Below are 22,742 nucleotides of genomic sequence, written 5' to 3'. Positions count from 1 at the left end.
GCCTCATATCGGGCGAAGTCCCCCAAAGGGATGTCCAGCTCTGGAGGTTTCGGATGGCCGAGTCATCGGATGGCGAGGAGATCTCTCTCGAGGGAATCGATCTGGAACTCGGCGAGTTCGACCTGAGCTCCGTCGAGGAACTGGAAGGAACGGTGCTGGGGCAGATCCTGACGGAGCTCTATCCGCAGGAGATGGCCGGCGGCACGCTCGGGCAGATCTTCAGCTCGCACAGCCGCCACAGCGCGTTCAGCTCGCACAGCCGCCACAGCGCGTTCGGCTCGTTCAGCGCCTTCAGCGCCCACAGCCAGCACAGCCAGCACAGCGCGTTCAGCTCGTTCGACTCCTTCAGCTCGTTCAGTTCCTTCGACTCGTTCAGCTCGCACAGTTCGTGGTCCGGACGTGGTTGAGGCCGCGCCGTTCAAGTCGTTCATCTGCAAGGTGGCGTCGCGGTGCAACCTCGACTGCGACTACTGCTACGTCTACCACCACGCCGACCAGTCCTGGCGGCGGCAGCCGCACCGCATGTCGGTGGAGACCGCGGCCCGGCTGGGGCAGCGGATCAACGAGCACGCCCTGGCCCACGGCCTGCCGCAGGCCGACATCATCCTGCACGGCGGCGAGCCGCTGCTGCTCGGCGTGGACTATCTGCGGACGTTGTTCGAGACGGTCACCCGGCACGCGCCCGACGTCCGGATCCGCTGGAACGGGCAGACGAACGGCGTCCTGTACACCGAGCAGGTCCTGGCCTTCTGCCAGGAGTGGGAGCTCTCCTTCGGGCTCAGCATGGACGGCCCCCGCTCGGTCCAGGATCTGCACCGGCTCGACCACGCGGGCCGCTCCTCGTTCGAGGCCGTGGAGAGGGCGATCGCCCTGTTACAGACGGCGCCCCGGCTGTGGGGCGGCATTCTCGCGGTCGTCGACCTGGCCGCGGATCCGCTGGAGACCTACTCCTACTTCCGTTCGCTCGGCCCGTCGTCGGTTGACTTCCTCCTGCCGCTCGGCCACCACGACCGCAGGCCGCCGGGCAAGGATTCCCCCCAGGCCACGCCGTACGCCGACTGGCTCCTGCCGATCTTCGACGTCTGGTACGCCGAGAAGCCCCAGCCGATCAGGATCCGGCGCTTCCGCGACATCATCGCGCTCTTCCTCGGCGCGACGCAGAGCTCGGAGGAGTGGGGCCTGCAGCCGGTCGACTTCGTGGTCGTGGAGACCAACGGCGAGATCCAGGCCGTGGACACGCTCAAGGTGACCCATCCGGGCGCCTGTCAGCTCGGCATGAACCTGTTCGACCACAGCTTCGACGACGCGCTGACCTCTCCCAAGGTCCGGGCGCGGCAGAACGCGTGGGCGACCCTCAGTGACACCTGCCGGGCCTGCGATCTGGTACGCATCTGCGGCGGCGGCTACTTCCCCCAGCGTTACTCGCGCGAGAACGGGTTCGCCAACCCGTCGGTGTACTGCGCGGACCTGATGAAGCTGATCCGCACCATCGTCGGAACGGTCCGCACCGATCTGAAGAGCCTGGCCAGGCGCGACGAAGGGCGGCACATCCAGTGACTCCCCGGCTCGATCAATCGACCATCGCGGCGTTCGCCAGGCCCGGCGGGTGGACCGACACCACCCGGGCCGTCTTCGCGTCGCGCTACCTGAACACCCTCGTCGGAGTGCGCCGCCTGGCCTCCCTGCTGCCGGAGCCGGTGCTGGCCGCGTCGGGGTTCCCCGGCTGCCTCCAAGCGTTGACCGAGGCGGCCGCACCCGTCCAGCGGCGCGTGCTGGGCCATCCCAGCGTCGCCTTCTGGGTCGATGTGGCCTGGGACCTGGTCCGACGGCGTGCCCACGAACGCTTCCCCGACGTACATCTCGTTCCGCACCTGCGGGAGTTCGCGCGGCCGGCCTGCGCGGCGCTGTACCTGGCAGGGACGGGGCAGCTGGACGCGACCGTCCGCGCCGACGCCCACGGCCGGGTCAGCCTGCCCGGCGCGGGCCTGACGCTGACCATGGGGGAGCCTCGCCGCCGTGTCCGGCTCGCGGTCAAGGAAGCGACGTTCGCCGGCGACCCGCCGTCGTCCCGGGTCCCCAGGCTGTCCGGCGGCATCGAGCTCAACTGGCTCGACCACGATCTGCGGCTCGGCGGCCGCGCCGACTTCTCCTTCGCCGACCTGGACCCGGCCGCCGCGGAGCACTGGCGCGCGACCCTGGAGGAGCAGCTGCACCTGATCGCCCGGGTGTCCGAGCCGCTGGCGGAAGAGCTGTCCGGCGGAGTCAACGTGATCGTCCCGGTGCACTCCCCGGACGAGCGGCGGCATCTCAGCGGCAGCTTCCGCGAAGCGCCCGGCCTCGTCGCGCTCTCCCTGGGCAGGCCACTGTCGATCGTCGAGGCGCTCGTGCACGAGTACGGGCACCAGAAGCTCAACGCGATCATGACGATCGTCCCGCTGATCGTCGACGACGCCGGCGAGGCCCTGCATTATTCGCCCTGGCGGGACGATCCCCGGCCGCTCACCGGCCTGTTGCACGCGGTGTACAGCTTCGCCATGGCCGCGCACTTCCACCGGGGCCTGCTCGACCTCCCGGACGCGGGAGGGATGCGGCCCGAGGAGGTCGTGGCTCGCGCCTACCGGATCGTCCGCCAGATCCGCGTGGGGCTGGACGGCCTGCGTGAACACGCCATCCTGTCGCCGCTCGGTGCGGCGTTCGTCGCGGAGATCGTCGCGTGGGCCGAAGAATGCGCCGACGGGCTGCCGCTGCCCCCACCCGGCGACCGCCACCGCATCGACGCCGACCTCGCGGCGCACCGGGCGCGCTGGGACGAGCGCAACCCGCCCTCGCCCATGCTGGACGAGCCGGCGCCGGTTCTGCCGGATCCCGCGGCGGCCGGCGTCCTGCGCGCATTGGGCCTGCCCGAACAGTGGGTGCCCAACGGCGTCGTCCGGCGCTGGTACACGGGAGACTCGCTGCTGGAGGCGGCCCGGGCGCTGCCGGAGGATGTCGAACTGCCGTCCGTCACGCCCGGCACGTCACTGACCGCGGACCTGGCGGTCGCGCATGTGGCGTACGTGCGAGGCGACTATCGCGCGGCGGCCGAGCACTACGCCTCCTGCGTCGGGCTGGATCCGCGCAGCCCGTACTTCTGGCAGTGCTACGCCTTCGCGCTGCGGCATCTGGGGCGGCGCGACGAGGCCCTGCACATCCTCACCCGGACCGAGCAGCTCATGGCCAAGGCGGAGCCACCCGCCGTCAACCAGGACATACGGCCGTCAGCAGCGCCGATCCTCACGCTGCCCTCCGCACCTCCCGCCCACCCCCGTTCGGTGCTGCTGCCGGTGTCAGAGCCGGTAGAAGCCGAACTGCGCGGCAGCCCTTACTGGAACTTCGTCGCGGCGACACTCGCGGGGGCCCAGCTTCCGACCCTCATCGCCGTGGCTCACGGCCTGAAACCCGCGATGGACGCGTGGATCCCCGAGGACGGCTGGCACCCGTTCCTCGCTCTGGTCGCCGAGCTCGGCCTGCGGTATCACGTGGACGCCTGCTTCGACCGGTTCTCCCCGCAGCTCGCGCAGGTTCCGCCGGGTCAGCTCACCACCACCCGCGCCGCTTTCGCCCCGGCGCTGACCGAGGGCACCGAGGCACACGTCTTCCTCGCCCGCGACAGCGCAGCGCTCGACCGCGTGGTGGCGGCGGGCTGGTATCCGCTGATCGTGAACGGCAAACTTGTCAACAAGCACCGGGCGGACCACGACAAGTTCGGCGACGCCCTCGGCTATCCCCGCTGCTGCCAGGACTTCTTCCGGGCCCGCAACAACTGGCACGACGACAACACCTACTACGCGGCGCTCCGCAACACCCGCGGCGAGCCGTCGCTGCTGTGCAACCCGTTCATCCGGCACCGCGTGCACGGGCTCATCGCGTACATGCCGTGCTCCTATACCTGCGCCTCCACCAGGCAGTACGCCGGACACCTGCGCGACGTCATCCGCGCCGAGCTGCCGGCGTACGCCGACGAGATCGAGCGGGAGAGCGCCAAACTGCTGCTGTGCGTCTCGGAACTGCGGATGTACGGCTTCACCGGAGAGACCCTCACCCGGTCGGCGGATGAGGTGAACATCGACTACGAGAGCGTCGAGTCCCTCTATCCGGTCGAGCACAGCGATCCCCTCGCCGACCTCCTCGCATCCGGCAACCGGTGCACGCTCGACGGCAACATCGTCCATGTGCGCCGCAACGGCGAATACCTGGACTCCTACGAGGCGCGCAACGACCGGCACGGGCCCGAATGCCCGTTCGTCATCTCTTTCGGGAGAGGCTGACCTCATCCACCTCCTGGTCGGTGCTCGGTGCCTATGGGGGCCGGAAGCAGTTTGCCGAACGGGACGACGCGCAGGGCCCGGAGGCGTTCGACGGCGCGCGGGTGGCCGTGGCCGGCGGCGAGCCGGTAGTAGAACCTGGCGATGTCGCGCTTGGCCGAGCCCTCCCGTTCGTACTGCTGGCCGTAGGCGCAGGACAGGTTCGCCGCGAGCTCGATGTTGTACGGATCGCCCGCGAGGGCTTCGGCGCCAGGGTGACGTCGCTGGAGCGCGGCGTGGATCCAGTAGCGCGCCGCCGGAGACTCGCCGGTCAGCACGTGGATGTTCACCATGCGTCAGCTGCTCTTGCTCACTCTGGCGATCATGATCGCCGCGATCACGTGCGCGCTCGTCCTGGCCACCGGCGCGGAATGGCCGGGCGCCCTGCTCAGCGGCGGCGGTGCCGGCGGGGCGACGCTGGCGACCCTGCCCAGACTGCTGAACAGGCGCGACTCATGAGGACCGGGCGGGGTCAGCGGGTGGTCATGAGGGTCAGGCTCTCGTCCTGCACGGATGTCGCGGCGCCCCGGGTGACGCGGTATTCGGCGAGATCGGGACCCTCGCCGTTGACGATCTCCTGAGCCGCGAGGCGGCCGAGCTCGGGTGCGAGGTTGACGCCGCTGTGGGTGACGAGGTGATAGAGGCCGGGTACGCCGGGGTGCGTGCCCGCCAGCGGCAGGCCGTCCGCCGGCACGGGCCGGACGCCGAGGCGGACGCCGGCCAGCCGGGCGGTGCGCAGCGCGGGAAGGACGCGCTGGCCGCCGGCGTGCAACCGTTCGGCCAGGGCGTCGTCGCTCTGGGCGGGCAGCAGCGCGTCGACGGGCCAGGAGATGGAGCAGATCCGGTCGCCGGGGGCGGGGCGCAGGTCCACCTCGGGCGTGGCCAGGATGGCGTCGAGCTGGAGATCGGGGACGGGGGTGCTCTCGCCCACCAGCCCGGGGATCCGGTTCATGGGGAGGTCGGTGCCGGCGAGCGCCGCGACGCGGTCGGCGTCCGGGCCGGTGCAGTTGACCACCCAGTCGGCTTCCCAGCGCCGCGTGCCGGTCTCGACGCCGGTGACGGTGTCGCCCCGGCGGATCAGCGCGTTCGCCCGCAGGCCGTACCTGATGTCGGCGCCGAGCGTGGCGGCGCGGTCGAGCAGGCGCTGAACGAAGAGCGGGGCGTCGTACCACGCGCTCTGGTCGTGGACCACGAGCTCGCTCGCCGTGCATGCCGCGGGATCGACGGCGGGGGCGAGATCCCGCAGCTCGGACGGGTCGGCGAGGCGGCAGGGATGCCCCCAGGACCGGAGGCGGACGGCCCGCTCCCTGAGCCCCCGCTGGCTCTCCTCGCTGTCGCCCCACTGGATGGCGGGCATGGGGTGCCGCCACGACGTGCCCCCGAGCTCCTCGGCCAGCGTGGCGTGCAGGGCGGCGCCGGCGCGGTTCAGCTCGTAGTAGGTGCGCGGGGTCTTCAGATGGGTGACGTCCATGGAGAACGTCGCGCTGGAGGTTCCCGCGGCGGGGCCGCCGGCTTCGATGACGACGACCTGAACCCCTGCGACGGCCAGATGGTAGGCGACGGAGGCGCCGAGCACTCCGGCGCCGAGAACGATGACGCGGGACACGTGGATATCTTTCCTTCGGGGTCAGAGAACCTTGCTGAGGAATGCCCGGGTGCGCTCGTGCCGGGGCTCGCCGAGCACGGCGCCGGGTGGCCCGGACTCCACGACGACCCCGTCGTCCATGAAGACGATGGTGTCGCACACCTCGCGGGCGAATCCCATCTCGTGGGTGACGATGATCATCGTCATGCCCTCGGCGCGTACCAGATCGCGCATGACGTCCAGGACCTCGCCCACGAGCTCGGGGTCGAGGGCCGAGGTCGGCTCGTCGAACAGCATGAGATCGGGCCGCATCGCCAGGGCGCGGGCGATGGCGACGCGCTGCTGCTGGCCGCCGGAGAGCTGGTCGGGGCGGCTGTGCGCCTTGTCGGCCAGTCCCACCCTGGCCAGCAGGGCGTGGGCGCGCTCGCGCACCTCGTCCTTCTGCTCCCTCTTGACCATGATCGGCGCCATCATGATGTTCTCGAGCGCGGTCATGTGCGGGAAGAGGTTGAAGCGCTGGAAGACCATCCCGATGTCCACCCGCTGGGCGGCGATCGCCTTGTCGGGCAGTTCGTAGACCTTCCCGTCGCGCTCCTCGTAGCCGATCAGGCGGTCGCGGAAGTAGAGCCGGCCGGCGTCGATGCGTTCGAGGTGGTTGATGCAGCGCAGGAACGTGGACTTGCCCGACCCGGACGGGCCGATCACGGCCAGGACCTCTCCCTCCGCGACCTCCAGGTCGATGCCTTTGAGCACGTCGAGCGTCCCGTAACGCTTGTGCACGCCTTCCGCGCGGATGAGGGTGTTCATCGGCTGAACCTGCGTTCGATGTAGTGCTGCCCGGCGTTCAGGACGGTCGTGGCCACGAGGTACCAGAAGCACGCCACCGTGAGCAGGGGGACCTGCTGGAAGTTCCTGGAGTAGATGCCCTGGATGGAGGTCAGGAGCTCTGGCACCGCGATGGCGAAGACCAGGGAGGTGGTCTTGAGCATGGAGACGGCCTGGTTGCCCGTCGGCGGGATGATGACCCGCATGGCCTGCGGAAGAATGATCTTGCGCAGGGTCTGGAAGCGGGTCAGGCCCAGGGCCTGGGACGCCTCCGTCTGGCCGGGGTCGACGGAGCTGATGCCGGCACGCACGATCTCGGCCATGTAGGCCGCCTCGTGCAGGCCGAGGCCCAGCACCGCAGCGGCGAGCTGCGTGATGATCTGGTTGGTGTCGAACTCGAAGAACGTCGGCCCCCAGGGCACGCCGAGCCCGATCTTCGGCACCACCGCGGACAGGAAGTACCAGAACAGCAGCTGCACCAGCAGCGGCGTGCCACGGAAGATCCAGATGTAGAACGCGCTCAGCGCCGACAGCAAGGGGTTGGGCGACATGCGCAGCACGGCCAGCACGGCGCCGCCCGCGATGCCCACCACCATGGCGAGCAGCGTGAGCAGCAGCGTGGTGCCGAGACCGCTCAGGACCGCGGGGGAGAAGAGGTACTCGCCCACCACCTCCCACTGCATGCGCGGGTTGGCCACCCACCCCTGCAGCAGGAAGATCGCCAGGAAGCCCAGGACGGCCGCGCCCACCCAACGCCCCGGATGGCGGAGCGGGACGGCCTGGATCCGCTCCTGCGCGGCCGGGGGCGCGGTCTGCCGGGCCGTGGTCACGACTCGCCGCCGTTGATCACTGCTTTGTCGAGGGCGCCTGACGACATCTTCCACTTGTCGAGGATCTTGGCGTAGGAGCCGTTCTCCATCAGCTTCTGCAGCGCCTGCTGCACGGCCTTGGAGAGGTTCTGGTCCTCCTTGTTGACGAGGATCCCGTACGGCAGGAAGCGGTAGGGCTCGCCCACCTGCTTCATCCGGCCGCCGGACTGCTCGGCCTGGTACGTGATGGTGGGCGTGCCGCCGATGAAGGCGTTGGCCCGGCCGGTGGAGACGGCCTGCAGGCAGCCGACCGTGTCGGGGAACACCAGCACCTTGACCGCCGGCTTGCCCGCCGCCGTGCACTTCTTGTTCTGCTGCTCGGCGTCGTCGGCCTGGGCGGTGCCCTGCTCGACGGCCGCCGTCTTCCCGCAGAGATCGTCGAGCGACTTGATCGTTTGCGCGTCCTTCTCCGTGACCAGGAGCGAGCTGCTGGTCTTGAAGTAGTCGACGAAAGTGACCTTCTCGCGGCGTTCCGGCTTGTCGAGCATCGCCTGGATGGCCAGGTCGTAGCGGCGTGCCTGCACACCGGCGATGAGGCTGTCGAAGCTGGCCTGGCTGAACGTCACCTCAACGCCGAGCACCTGGCCGACGGCCTTCATCAGCTCCGGTTCCAGGCCGATGACCGACTTGTTGTCGGTGTCGAGGAAGACCAGCGGCGGATAGTTGTGACCCGCCGCGACGTTGAGCGTGCCACTCTTCTTGATCTTGTCAGGCAGAAGGTCGTGCAATTCCTGACTCTTCTGCTGTGCCGGGGCGGCCGCCTGGGAAGCGCCGCCTCCCGAACAAGCGGTCAGGGACAGGAGTCCCGCCAGGCCGATTGCGGCGGCTGCTTGGGTGGACCGCATCGCGCAGGACACCCCCTCTCTGGCTCAGTACTACTACGTTCCGTAAACACCAATATTGGGGGTCCGTTTAGATACGACAAGGTGAGCGAGCATGCGCATTGGTGCACATCCTGTTCAGTCGTCCTTATTCTCTTCCTCGATCTCACCAGCCAGCCGAGTCCGGGCAGGCGATCGCGTGGCCACATTTCGGCTCGCGATCTGGTGATGCTCATCGCCGTACTGTTAAGTTGGATCGATGCTTACCCCGGCGCAGTTGCAGGCCATCCGTGAGGTGGTCGCCACCGGTTCACTGAGGACTGCCGCCAAGCGTCTCGGCTTCACCCCGTCGGCCATCTCGCAGCAGGTCTCCTCGCTGGAGCGGACGCTGGGCGTCCAGTTGTTCGAGCGTCTGCCGCGCAGCATCCGGCCCACCGCGGCGGGGGCCGAGCTGGCCCGCAAGGCCACGAGGCTGCTGGCCGACCTCGAGGCGGCGGAGGAGGAGATGCGCTCCTTCGCCACCGCCCACCGGGGCAGACTGCGGCTCGGCAGCTTCTGGTCCGCCGGATTCCGGCTGGTGCCCGCCGTGCTCGCCGAGTTTCTCCGCGACCGCCCCAACGTGGACATCCGCTACGAGGAGGGCGATCCGCACAGGACCATTCCCGCGGTGAACGAGGGGCGGCTCGACCTTGCCGTGGTCTTCGAGTACGGCATGGTGCCGCACAGCCGGCCGAAGGACCTGAACCTGACCTTGATCATGGAGGAGCCGCTCTACGTGCTCGTGCCGACCGGCCATCGGCTGGCCGCCCGCAAGCGCATCCAGTTCGGCGAGCTGTCCGCCGAGCGGTGGATCTCCTACACCGAGGGCATGGACGCCTCGCTCAACCTGTCGCACATCTGCGCGGCCAGCGGCTTCGATCCCGACGTGCTGTTCCGCACCAACGACTACAACCTGCCCTTCGAGCTCGTACGCAAGGGGCTGGGGGTGGCGATCGTGCCGGAGCTGGCGATGATCGAGTCGCGCGACGTGTGCGTGTTCCGGCTCAGCGACCCCTCGCACGTTCGCCGGGTCTTCACCGTGTGCCGCGCCACCGACCCCAACCCCATGCTCGCCCACGCCACGAACATGCTCATCAACGCCGCCGAGTCCCTGCACCGGCGCACGGACCTCCCCGTCGCCGTATGAGCCGTCAGGTCATGAGAGGTCGGGCAGCCCCAGGTCGAGGTTGGGCCGGTCGATGCCGCCGTCCACCTCCAGCACCTTGCCGGTCAGGTAGCGCCCGGCCGGGGAGACCAGGTAGAGCACCGCGGCCGCCACGTCCTCCGGCTCGCCTATCCGCCCCAGCGGCGTGGCCTGCTCCATCTGGGTGCGCATGGCCTCGTCGTTCATGACGATGTCGAGCGCGGAGGTGGCGACCGCGCCGACGGCCACCGCGTTGACCCGCACGGCGGGGGCGAGGTCGAGGGCGGCCAGCCGGGTGTAGTGCGCGAGTGCCGCCTTGGCGGTTCCGTAGGCCAGGTAGCCGCGCCCCGCCACACGGCCCACGGCGGAGGAGACGTTCACGACCGCGCCGCCGCCCTGGAGGAGATGGGGGACGGCGGCCCTGGTCAGCTCGTGCGCGACGCCGACGTTGAACTGAAACGCGTTCTCGAGATGCTTGCGCTTCGTGTCGAGGAAGGCGCGGGGCAGCGCGCCGCCCACGTTGTTCACGACGATGTCCAGCCGCCCGAAGGCGTCCGCGGCCCGCTCCGCGAGCGCCTCGGCAGCGCCCGGCACGGCCAGGTCGCCGGGGACGACCAGGGCTCGCCGGCCGGCCTTCTCCACCTGGTCGGCGACCGCGCGGAGCTGCTCTTCTGTGCGGGCGCAGAGTGCCACGTCCGCCCCTGCCTGGGCGAGCGCGACGGCGGTGGCGGCGCCGATGCCCCGGCCCGCGCCGGTGACGATCGCGGCGGCGCCGGTGATCTGGAAGCGGTCCAGGATCATGCCCACCAGCCTAAGGGCTGACTGTAACTTGTTTCAATCAGCCGTTCCTACGCATCGGAGAAGAGCCGCAGGCGGTCCCGGGCGGCGGCGAACGCCGACACGATGCGTTCCACCTGGGCATCGGTGTGGGTGGCGGTGATGCTGACCCGGATGAGCGCCTGGCCGGGCGGGACACCGGGCGAGATCATGGCGGTGGTGAAGACGCCTTCGTCGAACAGCTCCCGCCACAGCCGGAAGCAGAGCAGGTCGTCGCCGACCGGTACCGCGATGACCGGCCGGTCGGAGGGAGCTACCGCGTACCCCATCGCGGCCAGGTCCCCGCTCAACCGCTCGGCCGTGGCCCGCAGGCGGTGGCGGCGCTCCGGCTCCGCGGCGATGATCTCCAGGGCGGCCAGCGCGGCCGCGGCGCACGCCGGGGGCAGTGCGGCGGTGAACACCATGGACCGCGCGTAGTGCCGCAGGTACGCGATGATCTCCGCGCGGCCGGCCACCGCGCCCCCGAGGGTGCCGAGTGCCTTGGAGAAGGTGATGGTCTGCAGATCGACCGCGTTCTCCAGCCCCTGCTCCTCGGCCGCGCCCCGCCCGTTCGCGCCGAGCAGGCCGACGTCGTGGGCGCTGTCCATGACGACGCGGGCGCCATACGCGCGGGCGAGCTTGGCGATGCCCGGCAGTGCGCACACGCTGCCGGAGGTGGAGAACATGCCCTCGGTGACGATCAGCCGCCCCGCACCGGGGTCGCCGGCGTCGAGCAGCCGTTCCAGGTGGTCCATGTCGTTGTGCCGGTAGCGGCGTAACCGCGCTCCGCCCACGCGTACGGCGTCGATCAGGCAGGCGTGGACCAGCCGGTCGCCGATCACCGTGTCGCCGGGCCCGATCAGCGCCGCGAGGGCCAGATTGGCCAGGTAACCCGCGCTGGTCACCATGACCGCCTCCCGGCCCAGGAAGGCGGCCAGCCGCGCTTCGAGCTCCTCGTGCAAGGTGAGCGAGCCGTTGCTGAGGCGTGAACCACCCGTCCCGGTGCCCAGCCGCCGCGTCGCCTCGACCGCCGCCTCCTTCACGCGTTCGTCGCCCGACAGGCCGAGGTAGTCGTTGGAGCCCGCCTGTACGAGCACCCGCCCGTCGATCACGACCTCGCCCTCGCCCGGCCGCTCGCCGACGGCCCGGTAATAGGGATAGACGCCGAGGTCCTTGACGAACTGGTACGCCTCAGGCAGCCGGCATTTCGCGAACACGTCGACCATGGGCTCTCGCCTCCTGGAGAGGTTATGTTCTTTTACGCGCCCTTTGTAGCCTTTCGGGCGATTTCGATATCCTGCAGGGAGGGATTCAGACCCGAAACCGAAGGCGGTCTCATGGGTGACGACCGTGCAGGTAAGCAACCGCGCCGATACCAATTCTGGAGCCGGCGCGAGCGGAAGGACGTCGACCGCGGGGCCGGCAGGCGCGAGCGGGAGCGGCACGACCAGGTGGCGCCGAGCGACGAGCCGGACGTCCTCCTCGACGTCCCCGTCGTCAAGGTCGAGGAGATCCACCTCGAGGTGAACGACCTCCGGGCGCGGGTGTCGCTGAGCGCCGAGGTCCTCGACCTGCTCAGGCTCAATGTCGGCGCCGACGTGGCGCTCGGGCGGGTGGAGCTGGACATCAAGGGTGTCGAGGCGCAGGCGCTGCTCAAGGTACGGCTGCACAACGTCGCCCTGATCCTCGAAAGGGTGCTGCAGACCATCGACGACAACCCGCAGATCCTCGAGCATCTGACGCGCGGCCTGGGGTCGGCCGTTCGTGACGTCGGCGGCGGCGCCGGCCGGGCCGTCGGCGACCTCGGCCGGGGGGCCGGTGAAGCCGTGGAGCAGGTAGGCGTGGGCGCCGGGGGCGCGGTGCGGGACCTCGGCCGCGGCGCCGGGCGCGCCGTCGAAGACGTCGGCCATGGAGCCGGGGAGGCCGTGGAAGAGGTCGGCCGGGGGACCGGCGGGGCCGTGGAGGACGTTGGCCGGGGGACCGGCGGGGCCGTGGAAGAGGTCGGCCAGGAGGTCGGAAAGACGGCCGGATCCGTGCGTGACACGGTGCGGGGAGTCGCCGGAGGCCAGGAGCGCGAGCCCGCCGACGACCGGGAGCGGGTGGCGAGAAGGCCCGCCAAGCGTCCCGTACGCGAGGGCAGGCCCGTCCGGCGTCGCACCGAAGAGGAGCCCGAACCTGAGGAGCGGCCCCGGCGGTCTCGGCTCATCCGGCGGCGATCGGAGGGACCTTCATGACCGGCAGCGGCAGGCCGGTGCCGCCTGAATCGGCGGACATCGAGCTCACAGCCACGGTGGAGGCGGACGAGCTCCGTTTCGGTGAGGTGCCACGGACGCGGGTCGACTTCACCGGCAGCCCCGAGCGCGAGTCGAGCTCCGGCAGCGACCGGGCCAACCTGCCGGACCGCGTGGAGAAGGACGTGACCTACCGGCACGTCCGGGTCGACTACGCCCTCGTGTCCACGCTGACCCTTCCCGCCGACGAGTAGTGCCCTCTCTTTTACGGAGAGCTGCTTGCATTTGGAGCGAATCACTCCGCTCCTTTATCGGAGCGGTACGCTCCGATAAAGGCTGCAGGAGGAATCATGAGAGCTGTGTGGTTGAGGGAGTTCGGCGGTCCGGAGGTTCTGGTGCCCGGCGAGGCGCCCGACCCCGAGCCCGGGCCGGGTCAGGTGGTGGTCCAGGTGGCCGCGATCGGCATCCCGTTCGTGGAGACGCAGATCAGGTCCGGCAGCGCGCCGGTGCCTCTGCCCGTACCGCCGATCATCCCCGGTAACGGAGTGGGCGGCACCGTGATCGCGGTCGGCCCGGAGGCCGATCCCGCGCTCGCCGGTCGGCGCGTGGTGACGTCACTGGGCGGGTCGGGCGGCTATGCCGAGAAGGCGGTGGCCGAGGCCGCGGGCCTGATCCCCGTGCCGGACGGGCTCGGCCTGAACGACGCGGTGGCGCTCCTGGCGGACGGCCGTACCGCGCTGGGCCTCCACCGCTCGGCGGAACCGCGGCCCGGCGAGTGGGTGCTGGTGGAGTCGGCGGCGGGCGGCCTGGGCACCCTGCTCGTGCAGCTCGCCCTCGGCGCCGGAGCCCAGGTGATCGCGACCGCGAGCTCCCGGCGCAAGCTCGACCTCGCCGCCAAGCTCGGCGCCCACGTCACCCTCGACTACACCGAGCCCGGCTGGGACGAGCGGGCGCGCCGGGCGACCGGCGGCGCGGGCGTCCAGGTCGCCTACGACGGGGTGGGCGGCGAGATCGGCCGCACGTCCTTCGGGCTGGTCGCGCCCGGTGGCCGCTTTCTGATGTTCGGCGCCGCCGGGGGATCGCTCACTGACGTGTCCTCCGCCGAGTTCCTCCGGCGCGGCGTCGATCTGATCACCGGCCGCCGGTTGTTCGCCTCGCCGGCGGCCATGCGCGCGCTCGCTGCCGACGCCCTGGCGGAGGCCGCAGCGGGACGCCTCAGTCCCGTCATCGGCCAGACGTACCCCCTGGCTCGCGCCGCCGAGGCCCATGCCGCCATCGAGGCGCGGACGGCCCTCGGCAAGACGCTGCTCATCCCCTGACCCCCGTCCGGCGGTCGCTAACAGCGGCCCGGCTTCCGCGAAGGGCGTCAAGCCCCCCGCAGCCGAGAGAGCTTCAACGCCTGCGACCGCAATCGGATGGTTGGGCGGTGTCGTGCACAGGGTTCCGGTGAGCGACGGATGTCCCAAAGATGGCAACGTCCTGATCAGGAGGAGGGCAGGCACCGCGCGCCACGGCCGGCGGCCCTGCCCGGCCATGCCATCGTGGCTGGTTCCAGCAGCGCCCGGGAGCCGCCGCTCGGCCGTCATGGCCATGGTTGACGTGTCACCTTCCGAGTTGTGAGCCGGACTCGATCCCCGTACCCGCTGGGGTCATCGACCCGGGCGCGAGCACCGAACACGCCAGGCGCGCTCGCGCCCGATCACGAGGAAGGCTGGCCAGCGGAGGCATGACCGCCAGGCGAAAGACCCCGACCGGCAGCAGGAGCACGAGCACCACCCGAAGCGGGCGGGGGAAGCCGCGCCGTGTGCGGCTGAGCGTCGCACAGATCGCCGGCGGCGCCCTGGCCGCGCTCACCGCCGCAGTCATGGCCTCCTCCCTGGGGGTGGCGGGTACGATGATCGGCGCGGCGGTGATGAGCGTGGCCACCACGGTCGGCACCGACATTTACGCCCACTACCTACGGCGCACCGGCAACAAGGTCAAGCAGCACACCGCCACCGGCTGGCGGAAGCGCTTCGAAACAGGGGCGCCGCCGGATCCGCCGCGCAGGCGGCTGAGGTGGCTCCGCCTGGGCGCGGCGGGCGCCCTGGTGTTCACGATCAGCTTCGGCGGCATCCTCATCTACCGGATTTTCGCCGGGGAGACGGTGGCCGACCAGGTGAACGGCAAGACCCGCGCGAAGGCCGAGCCCGGCCGGCGGCACGGGCCCAAGGAGCGGCGTACCGAGCCGGCATGGCGGCAGCCGCGCTCCCGCCCGGTCACGCCCGCACCACCGTCGGGTGGGCGATCCCCGGCTCTCTCGCCCACGCCGTCCCTGATCAGCACGCGGGCCACCGCGAGCACTGCCCCGAGCGGCACGGCGTCCGCCGCGCCCCTGCACGGCCCGCCGGCCACGTCCGTGCCGCCGGCGGCCACACCGCCGCCCACCTCGGCACCCTCTGAGCAGCCGCCTCTCGAGAGCACAGCGCCTTCCCAAGCGCCGGTGCCCACCGTGCGGTAGGCGCTGAGGAAAGCCCTAGGTGACCAGGACGGCCCGGACCGCCGTCAGCGGGAGGCGGCGGCGCGGGCACACCTGACCAGCAGCACCGGCCTGGCCTGGCCGGGCGGTCGGTGGCCGCAGTCGGCGTGATGCCGACACGGTCATTACCTGACGATCGCGAGACAGTCAGGACCGCCGCGCGCCAATCGGCGGACGAACGTCAGGACGCCCGTCAGCCCTTGCGCCCACGAAAGCGAGCGGGCGGGAGGGTCGTCGGGGGCGAAGAAGCTGGGGTGGGCCGGCGGGCCGGCGCTTCGAAGCAGCAGATGAGTGGCCAGGTCGTGAGCCGCCTCCAGGTAACGCTCCGACTGTTCCAGAACGGCCAGGTCCAGCAGATGGTTGCCGACACCGGCCACGCCGCAGCACTGGCCGAGTGTGCTCAGTCGTGGCATGTGGGCGATGCAGACGTCGGCTCCCTGACGCGCGAGGTCGGCCAGCGACGCGTCGTCCAGCACCTTGCTCGCGTGCAGCAGCGTCTGCCCGATCCCGGAAAGGCCGCGGCACCACGACATGGTCATCGGTTCTGCCGCCGGGTCCTTCGCTTCGAGCACGAGAGTCCGGGTGCGTTTCGACAGGTGGCGCACGCAGTCCGCGGCGGCTTCGAGTGCCCACGACTCGCCGGTTTCCTCGGCGAGGCTGAGCAGCAACTCGGCGACGCCGGCCAGGCCATGTGCGCGTCCGGCTGTCACATCGGCCTTGCCCGGCGTGGTGCTGGGACTGAGCGGCTGTTCCGCCGCCACCATGCGGGCACAGTGCCGCGCCACCTCAAGGTCTGCCGGGTCGCCGTTGGCGCGGTAGAAATACAGGTGCCCCAGGCCGACACCGGCGTTTCCGTCGATCAGGTCAAAGGTCTCGTAGTTCCACTCCGGTGGCGGCAGGCTCCGGCCCGGCCAGTCCGTCAGACTGATGCCGCAGTTGACCGCCTCCTGGAGGAACAGGTCCGTCCCGGTCACGCCGGTGAACAGGCCGGGTTGCGTCCTCAGCGGTGCCGCCGTGACGCGTTCGGTGAAAGCCGCCAGCTCACGCACCTTCCGCTGCACGGCCGGCCGATCCCGATGGTGCAGCAGCTCCAGGCCGATGCCCGCACTTCCGCTGTAGACACTCGCGTCGTTGGCGGCCTTCGTGTTGGCCGCGGCCTCCAGTACGTTGTCCAGCAGATCGAGCAGGTCGCCCACCAGGTTGTCCATCACCTCGGCGGCCAGTTCCGCGGTGACCACAGGCGTCGACGGCGACGGCGGGGACGCTGCCCGACGGTGGTCCCCTGACGCGAGCCGCCGTAGTGCGGCGCGCGCATGCTCCTCGTCGCCGAGCAGATCAACGATGGCGGACATGGTTTCCGACGGCGCCTGACCGTGGTACCGCGAGATCGTTTGCAGCGCCCGCGTTCTTGGCAGCTCCGGATCGTCGCCAAGGGTCACCGGGTGCAGACCGGTGGCCGCGTACAGCAAGGTCATGCCGAGCGTGTGCAAGTCGTCGACATCTCGCGGTGGCTCGCCGCGCACCTGCCGTGCGGGCGCATAGCCTGGTGTCCTTCCGGGGAGGTGCACTCCGTCATAGGAGGCAAGACCGAAGTCGATGATGCTGGCGCCATCGCCGATCACCACGTTGTTGGGGGACAGATCCCGCATCATGACGCCACGTTCGTGCATCGAGGTGAGGACACGCGCCAGCTCACCCGCCAGCCGATCGAGGCTGCGCGCCCCTGTGCCTGGCCCGGTCGGGTAGGGGCCGTTCTGCCGTACGTCTTCGGCCAAGGTCCGAGGGCCACAGTCGGTGGTGACCAGGAACTCGTCGTCGCCGTACCGGAAGTGGTCGAGGAAGCGCGGCACACCGGCGACTCCATCGAGAACTTGCAGGATGCGACGCTCGTTGCGCAACCGCATCCGGCCGTCGTTCCCATCGCCGTGCTCGGCGACGAAGGCGCGCGCCTGCTTGATGACCACCTGTCGGTCGGTCTGCTCGTCGATCGCACGGTAGACGTTGCCCTGGGCGGCTTCCCGGATCCCGACGACGACGCGGTAGCGTCCGCTGAGCAGGACCTCGCCAGGGGAGTGGCCGGGTCCTGTGCGAGCACCGACGAACGGATCCTCGACCCACGAGGGTTGCCGGTAGCTGAGCCCGGCGGGCTCGTCGAACTCCTCGCCGGCGGGTCCTTGCAGCCGGGTGATCTGTTGCCCGCGCGCGTCGGTGGTCCGTCGGGCGACGAACGACCCGTACCGGTAGTACACCGGAGCGTCCGCGGACACTCTCCGGTCGCTGAGTACGCGCGGTCCCTGGTGGCCGCGCAGTGCCTGGGCGAGCCGTGTGCCGACTTCACGGACAAGTCGCTGGTCCGGATAGACAGTAAATGCCTTGCCGACGCTTTCAGCGGCTGACTGGCCGTCGTTCAACTCGTGGAGCACCTGTTGCGAACGGGCCAGCTTGAATACGCAGCCTTCGGCCACCAGGAATGGGACCAGTTTTTCCACCAGCGCGGGAAAGTTCGAGGTGCGGGAAGATACGTGTAACTTCCATCCGTGATCCGGTAAAACGGCCCCGCCCGGCCTGACAACCAGCCAGACAGGGCCGCTCGTCACCGTGTGGTCGGCGCTGACGTATTGCCGGACGACTTGTTCGACCCAGTCTGGGGAACCCGTCTCATCCATCTCCTGCAGCCCCCATCTGAGTGAATTCCGCTACGTCCGCGCCGCGCCGGTCTCGGCGATCAGCAGATAAGCGAAACCCCAGGTCGCGTCACGGGGCAGCGGTCCTGATCGGCCTGGCTCTCCCACCGCTGCTCGAACTCGACGACCGGCTCCATCACGTCGGTGCCGACCACTCGGGGTTCCATCTCCAGAAGCGCTGACATTTCTCGTCCTTTCCGCCTATTACGGTCCGTCCGATATCCAGCGTAATGCTAACATCCGGCGGAGTCCTGTCAAGATCCCCTTTCGGAGTCCGCGGGTCGGCGTCGGATAAGCCCAGGTCAGGCGGTCTTGAATGCCGGCTTCCCGTAGTGAGTGGCGGCGGGAACGCCTATGAGTAATCGATGCGACACGCTCAATGAGCGCCATGAGGATCGGACCGAAATTTATGTCGATCTTATTGCCTCCGAAATTGAAGAAGGGGTTGCGGATTCCCTTTCGGCGAAGCGGGCGCCAGTGCCGGCATTAAGCTTGGGGAGCCTATGAAAACAGTCCTGTACGTAGCACCCACCGCGTCCGCGCCGGCATTGTGTCTTCGACCATGGCGAGCCGAGGACGCAGCAGCCCTGGTGACGGCTCATCGCGACCCACTCATGCGCCGCTGGCTGATCACTTCTCTGGCCGGCGAGTCAGACGCTCGCCAATGGATCGACGATCAGAACAGGGGGTGGGACGACGGCGTCCGTTTCAGCTTCGCCATAGTGGAGCGCGGCCGGCCCGTCGGCCACATCGCGGTCAAGGGAGGCGTCGATCCCGCCGGCGCCTCCGCCGAGGTGGGTTACTGGACATCGGCCGAGACCCGGGGCCGAGGAATCGCTTCCCGCGCCCTTGAGTGCGTGTCGCGGTGGGCGCTCGGCTCGCAGGACGTGATGCCGCTGGCCCGCCTTGATCTGTTGCACGCCGTGGACAACCACGCTTCCTGCCGCGTGGCCGAGAAATGCCGATACGTCCTGAGCTCCGTGCTCCCCGCCCAGCCCCCTGTCTTCCCTTCCGAGGGGCACCTGCACGTGCGCATGAACTCCACTCAGAAAGCACGCACGTAGGTGGTGACAGACTTGACGGCAGCGAAGCCGGCACGCTCGTAGATCGCGATCGCGCCCGTTCCGTTGGCGGCGTCGACGCTCAGCCCCGCGGTGCCGTACCCCTGGGCCTTGAACGCGGTGAGGGCATGCGTGATCAGCGCGCTCGCCACGCCCCTTCCGCGCCACTCCTCGACAGTGGCGACGATCTGGATCCAGGCCTCGTGTGCGCCGATGGCCGTCGGGTCCGCCTCTCGCCGGTGGGTCAGCAGGCAGCCCACCGCGTTCCCGCCGGCCGTGGCCAGGAACGAGCCTTCCAGATGGAAGGCGGTTGTGCCGGTGATGAGGCGCTTCCAGCTTTCCGGGGTGTGCGGCGTGCTACCCCAGTGGTCGCGGAAGGCGGCGTTGCGTACCTTGCGGGCCTGCTCGTCCAGCTCCGGTGCCCAGGTGACGATCGCGACCCCCTCGGGAACTCGCGGCGGGGGGATCGGCACGGCCAGTTCGCGCCGCCTGCTCTGGAAGACGCGAGCGGGTGCGAACCCCGCCTCCTCGGCGAGCTTGGCGAGGTCATGGTTGCCGTCATGGACGTGCAGATGGAGATGGAGAGGTCTGCCGGGATGGCGCCTTTCATGTAGTGCGGGAGCGGTTCTGAGGGACCAGTCGATGATCCGCCTGCCGTATCCGCGCCTGCGGTGGTCGGGGTGCACGCCGCCGCCCCAGAGATCCATCACATGGACGGGGTCCGCCGCCTCTCTGACCGGGGCGAGCCCGAGCGCGACGATCCGGCCGTCCTGCCTGGCGGCGAGTGTGCCCTCCGGCAGGTTGAGCAGCGGATTGGCCAGGCGCTCTGCCATCTGCTCCACGGTGGCGTGGCTGCCGGTCCTGTCCACCGCCTCGACGGCGGCGGCGAACTCGGCCCAGGCCGGGGCATCGTCCGTGGTGAGCGGTCCCCACTTCACGTCCATGATCTTAGGCTGCCGGCCGCGGATCAGGACAGGCCGAAGGCGCCGCCCTCGACGAGGATGAGCACGCCGAGGCCGATCAGGACGATCGGCAGCAGGAGGTGACCCCAGCGGCTCAGCGCCCGAGCGATGACCGGGCGGGTGGCGAAGAACCGCCCGGCCGCGCACCACACGGCGACCAGCGCCAGAAAGACGATGATGTAGACACTCATCGAGCCGGCACCGGCCGTGGCGAACACCGGGACGTACACGCCGAGGTTGTCGCCGCCGTTGGCGAAGGTGACCGCGGCGACCTCCAGCGCCTTCGGCCCGCCGTCATGTTCGCCGGCGAGGTCGTCCTCGCCACCGTCGCGGTGGTTCTTCCACGCCTGCCACGCCGCCCTGAGCCCCAGAGCGAGCGGGAGCAGGCCCAGATAGGGCAGGACCGGCGCAGGCAGGAAGGTGGCGCCGAAGGCCGCCGCCGTGGCCACGGCGAGAATGCCCAGGAATCCGAGGTACTGACCGGCCACGACTCGCGCTGCCGCGCCCCGGCGTCCCGCGCCCTGAGCGAAGAAGAGCGCCAAGAGCAAGATGTCGTCGATGTTGGTGGCGGCGAACAGTCCCGCTGCCTGCCCGATGACGCCCATGTTCACGCCGGGTTATTCCCTTTCGCCGTGCGGTGTCCTGGGTGACCCTACCGGTCAACGACACCGCGGGCTGCTGCCGGTGACGGTGATGAAAGGTTCAGGCGCGGGTCGGGCCGGTCAGGCGGTGAGCTTGCCTGGTCAGGTGCGTAGAAGGAGGTGTGGTCAAGGGGCGCAGGGGAGGGGACGGCGTTGACACTTCGGCCTGGTGCCGCGAAACATCGTCGTCAGGAGATGGTTTGGGAGCGCTCCCATTCTGTGGCCGCGCCCCACCGAGCCCAGAAGGCGAGCGATGTCATGTCCCGTCCTCTCGCGCTGCCCGCCCGGCTCTGGGCAGTCGTTGTCTGTGTCGCCCTGGCGATCGGCGGCATCGCCGTGAGCGTGCCCGCTTCGGCGGCCGTCGGATGCAAGGTGGACTACACCGCCAACTCGTGGCAGGGAGGCTTCACCGCGCAGGTGAAGGTGACGAACCTGGGGACGGCGCTCAGCGGGTGGCGGCTGCGGTGGACGTACGCGGGGGACCAGCGGGTGACGAGCGCCTGGAACGCCCAGGTGGAGCAGAGCGGCAAGGTGGTGACGGCGGTCAACGTGGCGTGGAACGGCGCGCTCGCGACGGGTGGCAGCGCCGAGTTCGGCCTGCAGGCCACCTGGTCGGCGGCCAACCCCGCGCCCACCGACTTCACACTCAACGACGTGGCCTGCAACGGCACCACGACCCCGAGCCAGACCCCCACCGTCACACCCACGGTGACACCCACGGTGACACCCACTGTCACGCCGACGGTCACCCCCACCGTGCCGCCCGGTTGCTCCGGGGCGACGGTCTGCTCGGGGTTCGAGGACCAGGCGGGCGCCCCGTCGGGTGACTGGCAGGTCGTCACCCCCAACTGCGCCGGCACCGGCACGGCCGCGATCGACACCGCGATCGCGCACAGCGGCGGCAAGTCCCTGCGGGTCAACGGGGGCGGCGGCTACTGCAACCACCTCTTCGTCGGCACCACCCGGGACGTCTCCCACGTCGGCCCGGTCGTCTACGCCAGGATGTGGGTCCGGCACACGACCGCGCTGCCCGCGACGCACGTCAGCATGATCACCATGGCCGATGCCAATGACGGCAACCGCGACCTGCGCATCGGCGGCCAGAACGGCGCCCTGCAATGGAACCGCGAGTCCGACGACGCCACGCTGCCCGAGCAGAGCCCGGCGGGCGTCGCGCTCAGCACCCCGCTCCCCGTCAACCGCTGGGTCTGCCTCCGCTACCAGGTCGACACCACCAGGCAGTCGATGCGTACGTACCTGGACGACCAGGAGATCCCCGGCCTGCGCGTGGACGGCACCCCGACCCAGGACGTCGACTCCCAGTGGCTGCGCCGCACCACCGCGCCGCGCCCGGCCACGCTACGGCTCGGCTGGGAGAGCTACGGCAGCGACCAGGACACCCTCTGGTACGACGACGTGGCACTCGGCTCGTCACCGCTGTCCTGCTAGAGATCGTCAGGCGGCAGTCCATGTCATCTTGAGCCCCCGGGTCCGCGAACAACTCGAAAAGAAGCGATCGGCGAGGAGCCGGTTCATTCGCGAAGGGGTGTTCGTGGACGATTTCCCGGGGGACAGACGTGCGCAACGGATCGTGGTCGGTGGAGCGGGCGAACTGCCGGCGTGGCTGCTCGACGGCATGTTCCGCCTCCGCCACAGAGTGTTCTACGAACGCCTCCGCTGGGACGTCGCCAGCGTCCGCGGAAGGGAACGCGATGTCTTCGACGACTGCGACCCGGTTTATGTGATCAGTCATGTGGCGGGCCGCCAGGAGGTCACGGGGTGCTGCCGGCTGCTGCCCACCGTCGGTCCGTACATGCTCCGCGACGTTTTTCCGGAGGCGTTACGTGGCGGCGAGGCTCCGCAGGATCCGGCCGTCTGGGAGCTCAGCCGCCTGGCCACCGGCGGCGCCTGGTCCCGTACGGTGGCGGCGGGTTTCGGCCCCCTTGCCCGCGCGCTGATCTGGGAGGCGTTCCGCTGGGTCGATCAGCACGGCGACGCCGTGGTCGCGGTCTCCAGCGTGGCCGTGGAGCGCAGCGTGAACGCCATGGGCGTGCCCACCCGGCGCCTCGGTGACGGCCGGGCGACGCGCCTCGGCAGCATGCTCTGCTCGGCCTACCTCACGTCGACCAAGGCCTTCCTGGAGAACGTGTTCCCTGTGTGGGAAGGGCAGTAGGAGGCTGCGTGCCGACGCCGGCGCGCAGCC

Annotated in this window: 23 protein-coding genes; 12 read left to right on the top strand and 11 right to left on the bottom strand. The window is 70.0% G+C overall.

Annotated features, from left to right (window positions below; genetic code table 11):
- Positions 1–53 precede the first annotated feature (53 nt).
- From ABD830_RS21750 to ABD830_RS21740, 3 genes are read left to right on the top strand one after another with little or no spacing between them, the layout of a single operon-like run.
- Positions 54–407: a hypothetical protein gene (locus tag ABD830_RS21750; RefSeq protein WP_344990139.1), complete on the top strand. Its 354-nt coding sequence runs from the start codon at positions 54–56 to the stop codon at positions 405–407.
- Positions 400–1,557, top strand: coding sequence for an FxsB family cyclophane-forming radical SAM/SPASM peptide maturase (locus ABD830_RS21745; RefSeq protein WP_344990136.1), 1,158 nt, complete (start codon positions 400–402; stop codon positions 1,555–1,557). The genes ABD830_RS21750 and ABD830_RS21745 overlap by 8 nt, the downstream gene beginning before the upstream one ends.
- Positions 1,554–4,307 carry an aKG-HExxH-type peptide beta-hydroxylase gene (locus tag ABD830_RS21740; RefSeq protein WP_344990133.1) on the top strand — a complete coding sequence of 918 codons (2,754 nt, stop codon included), beginning with the start codon at positions 1,554–1,556 and terminating at the stop codon, positions 4,305–4,307. Before ABD830_RS21745 ends, ABD830_RS21740 begins: the two co-directional genes overlap by 4 nt.
- 2 nt (positions 4,308–4,309) lie before the next feature.
- Here ABD830_RS21740 and ABD830_RS21735 read toward each other — a convergent pair whose 3' ends face one another.
- Positions 4,310–4,636, bottom strand: a complete 327-nt coding sequence (locus ABD830_RS21735) for a hypothetical protein (RefSeq protein WP_344990131.1) — start codon at positions 4,634–4,636, stop codon at positions 4,310–4,312.
- On the opposite strand from ABD830_RS21735, the gene ABD830_RS21730 reads away from it, so the two are divergent.
- Positions 4,635–4,802 carry a hypothetical protein gene (locus ABD830_RS21730; protein WP_344990130.1) on the top strand — a complete coding sequence of 56 codons (168 nt, stop codon included), beginning with the start codon at positions 4,635–4,637 and terminating at the stop codon, positions 4,800–4,802. The two genes, ABD830_RS21735 and ABD830_RS21730, sit on opposite strands and share 2 nt — an antisense overlap.
- Before the next feature lie 13 nt (positions 4,803–4,815).
- On the opposite strand, the gene ABD830_RS21725 is transcribed toward ABD830_RS21730, so the two are convergent.
- The 4 genes from ABD830_RS21725 to ABD830_RS21710 are packed head-to-tail and all read right to left on the bottom strand — an operon-like array spanning position 4,816 to position 8,350.
- Positions 4,816–5,949 carry an NAD(P)/FAD-dependent oxidoreductase gene (locus ABD830_RS21725; RefSeq protein WP_344990128.1) on the bottom strand — a complete coding sequence of 378 codons (1,134 nt, stop codon included), beginning with the start codon at positions 5,947–5,949 and terminating at the stop codon, positions 4,816–4,818.
- Between the two features lie 21 nt (positions 5,950–5,970).
- On the bottom strand, positions 5,971–6,735 hold the full coding sequence (locus ABD830_RS21720; RefSeq protein WP_344990125.1) for an amino acid ABC transporter ATP-binding protein: 765 nt from the start codon (positions 6,733–6,735) through the stop codon (positions 5,971–5,973).
- Entirely contained in the window at positions 6,732–7,583 is an 852-nt protein-coding gene (locus ABD830_RS21715) for an amino acid ABC transporter permease (RefSeq protein WP_344990122.1), read from the bottom strand. The genes ABD830_RS21720 and ABD830_RS21715 overlap by 4 nt, the downstream gene beginning before the upstream one ends.
- Positions 7,580–8,350: an ABC transporter substrate-binding protein gene (locus ABD830_RS21710; RefSeq protein WP_344990120.1), complete on the bottom strand. Its 771-nt coding sequence runs from the start codon at positions 8,348–8,350 to the stop codon at positions 7,580–7,582. Before ABD830_RS21710 ends, ABD830_RS21715 begins: the two co-directional genes overlap by 4 nt.
- 352 nt (positions 8,351–8,702) lie before the next feature.
- Here ABD830_RS21710 and ABD830_RS21705 point away from each other — a divergent pair, with 352 nt between their 5' ends.
- Positions 8,703–9,629 (top strand): LysR family transcriptional regulator, encoded by a 927-nt coding sequence (locus ABD830_RS21705; RefSeq protein ID WP_344990117.1) that lies wholly within the window; start codon positions 8,703–8,705, stop codon positions 9,627–9,629.
- A 9-nt stretch (positions 9,630–9,638) separates the two neighbouring features.
- Here the strand turns inward: ABD830_RS21705 and ABD830_RS21700 are convergent, their stop codons facing one another.
- Positions 9,639–10,427 carry an SDR family oxidoreductase gene (locus tag ABD830_RS21700; protein ID WP_344990115.1) on the bottom strand — a complete coding sequence of 263 codons (789 nt, stop codon included), beginning with the start codon at positions 10,425–10,427 and terminating at the stop codon, positions 9,639–9,641.
- Between the two features lie 47 nt (positions 10,428–10,474).
- A complete protein-coding gene (locus ABD830_RS21695) occupies positions 10,475–11,668 on the bottom strand; it encodes an aminotransferase class I/II-fold pyridoxal phosphate-dependent enzyme (RefSeq protein WP_344990112.1) in 1,194 nt (397 codons plus the stop codon).
- Between the two features lie 111 nt (positions 11,669–11,779).
- Here ABD830_RS21695 and ABD830_RS21690 point away from each other — a divergent pair, with 111 nt between their 5' ends.
- The 4 genes from ABD830_RS21690 to ABD830_RS21675 all read left to right on the top strand — a co-directional run bounded on the left by ABD830_RS21690 (position 11,780) and on the right by ABD830_RS21675 (position 15,173).
- Entirely contained in the window at positions 11,780–12,676 is an 897-nt protein-coding gene (locus ABD830_RS21690; RefSeq protein WP_344990109.1) for a hypothetical protein, read from the top strand.
- Positions 12,673–12,927 carry a hypothetical protein gene (locus tag ABD830_RS21685; protein ID WP_344990107.1) on the top strand — a complete coding sequence of 85 codons (255 nt, stop codon included), beginning with the start codon at positions 12,673–12,675 and terminating at the stop codon, positions 12,925–12,927. Before ABD830_RS21690 ends, ABD830_RS21685 begins: the two co-directional genes overlap by 4 nt.
- Before the next feature lie 96 nt (positions 12,928–13,023).
- Positions 13,024–13,992, top strand: a complete 969-nt coding sequence (locus ABD830_RS21680) for a zinc-binding dehydrogenase (RefSeq protein WP_344990104.1) — start codon at positions 13,024–13,026, stop codon at positions 13,990–13,992.
- 407 nt (positions 13,993–14,399) lie between these two features.
- Positions 14,400–15,173: a hypothetical protein gene (locus tag ABD830_RS21675; protein ID WP_344990102.1), complete on the top strand. Its 774-nt coding sequence runs from the start codon at positions 14,400–14,402 to the stop codon at positions 15,171–15,173.
- A 143-nt stretch (positions 15,174–15,316) separates the two neighbouring features.
- Here ABD830_RS21675 and lanL read toward each other — a convergent pair whose 3' ends face one another.
- Both lanL and ABD830_RS21665 read right to left on the bottom strand, forming a co-directional pair.
- Positions 15,317–17,857, bottom strand: a complete 2,541-nt coding sequence (lanL, locus tag ABD830_RS21670) for a class IV lanthionine synthetase LanL (RefSeq protein ID WP_344990099.1) — start codon at positions 17,855–17,857, stop codon at positions 15,317–15,319.
- Positions 17,858–17,916: 59 nt separating this feature from the next.
- On the bottom strand, positions 17,917–18,060 hold the full coding sequence (locus ABD830_RS21665; RefSeq protein ID WP_344990097.1) for a hypothetical protein: 144 nt from the start codon (positions 18,058–18,060) through the stop codon (positions 17,917–17,919).
- 318 nt (positions 18,061–18,378) lie between these two features.
- Between ABD830_RS21665 and ABD830_RS21660 the strand changes: the two genes are divergently transcribed.
- A complete protein-coding gene (locus ABD830_RS21660; RefSeq protein ID WP_344990095.1) occupies positions 18,379–18,939 on the top strand; it encodes a GNAT family N-acetyltransferase in 561 nt (186 codons plus the stop codon).
- Here the strand turns inward: ABD830_RS21660 and ABD830_RS21655 are convergent.
- Entirely contained in the window at positions 18,921–19,880 is a 960-nt protein-coding gene (locus ABD830_RS21655; protein ID WP_344990092.1) for a GNAT family N-acetyltransferase, read from the bottom strand. The genes ABD830_RS21660 and ABD830_RS21655 overlap by 19 nt on opposite strands.
- Positions 19,881–19,903: 23 nt before the next feature.
- The gene (locus ABD830_RS21650; protein WP_378521039.1) at positions 19,904–20,503 is read right to left on the bottom strand and encodes a cadmium resistance transporter; all 600 of its coding nucleotides are present in this window, start codon (positions 20,501–20,503) and stop codon (positions 19,904–19,906) included.
- A 294-nt stretch (positions 20,504–20,797) separates the two neighbouring features.
- Between ABD830_RS21650 and ABD830_RS21645 the strand changes: the two genes are divergently transcribed.
- Both ABD830_RS21645 and ABD830_RS21640 read left to right on the top strand, forming a co-directional pair.
- A complete protein-coding gene (locus tag ABD830_RS21645) occupies positions 20,798–21,988 on the top strand; it encodes a cellulose-binding domain-containing protein (protein WP_344990088.1) in 1,191 nt (396 codons plus the stop codon).
- Between the two features lie 103 nt (positions 21,989–22,091).
- Positions 22,092–22,712, top strand: a complete 621-nt coding sequence (locus tag ABD830_RS21640; RefSeq protein WP_344990086.1) for an acyl-homoserine-lactone synthase — start codon at positions 22,092–22,094, stop codon at positions 22,710–22,712.
- Positions 22,713–22,742 lie beyond the last annotated feature (30 nt).

Source organism: Nonomuraea helvata (assembly GCF_039535785.1).
GTDB classification, from domain to species: Bacteria; Actinomycetota; Actinomycetes; order Streptosporangiales; family Streptosporangiaceae; genus Nonomuraea; species Nonomuraea helvata.
This window is presented reverse-complemented; position numbering and strand designations above follow the sequence as displayed.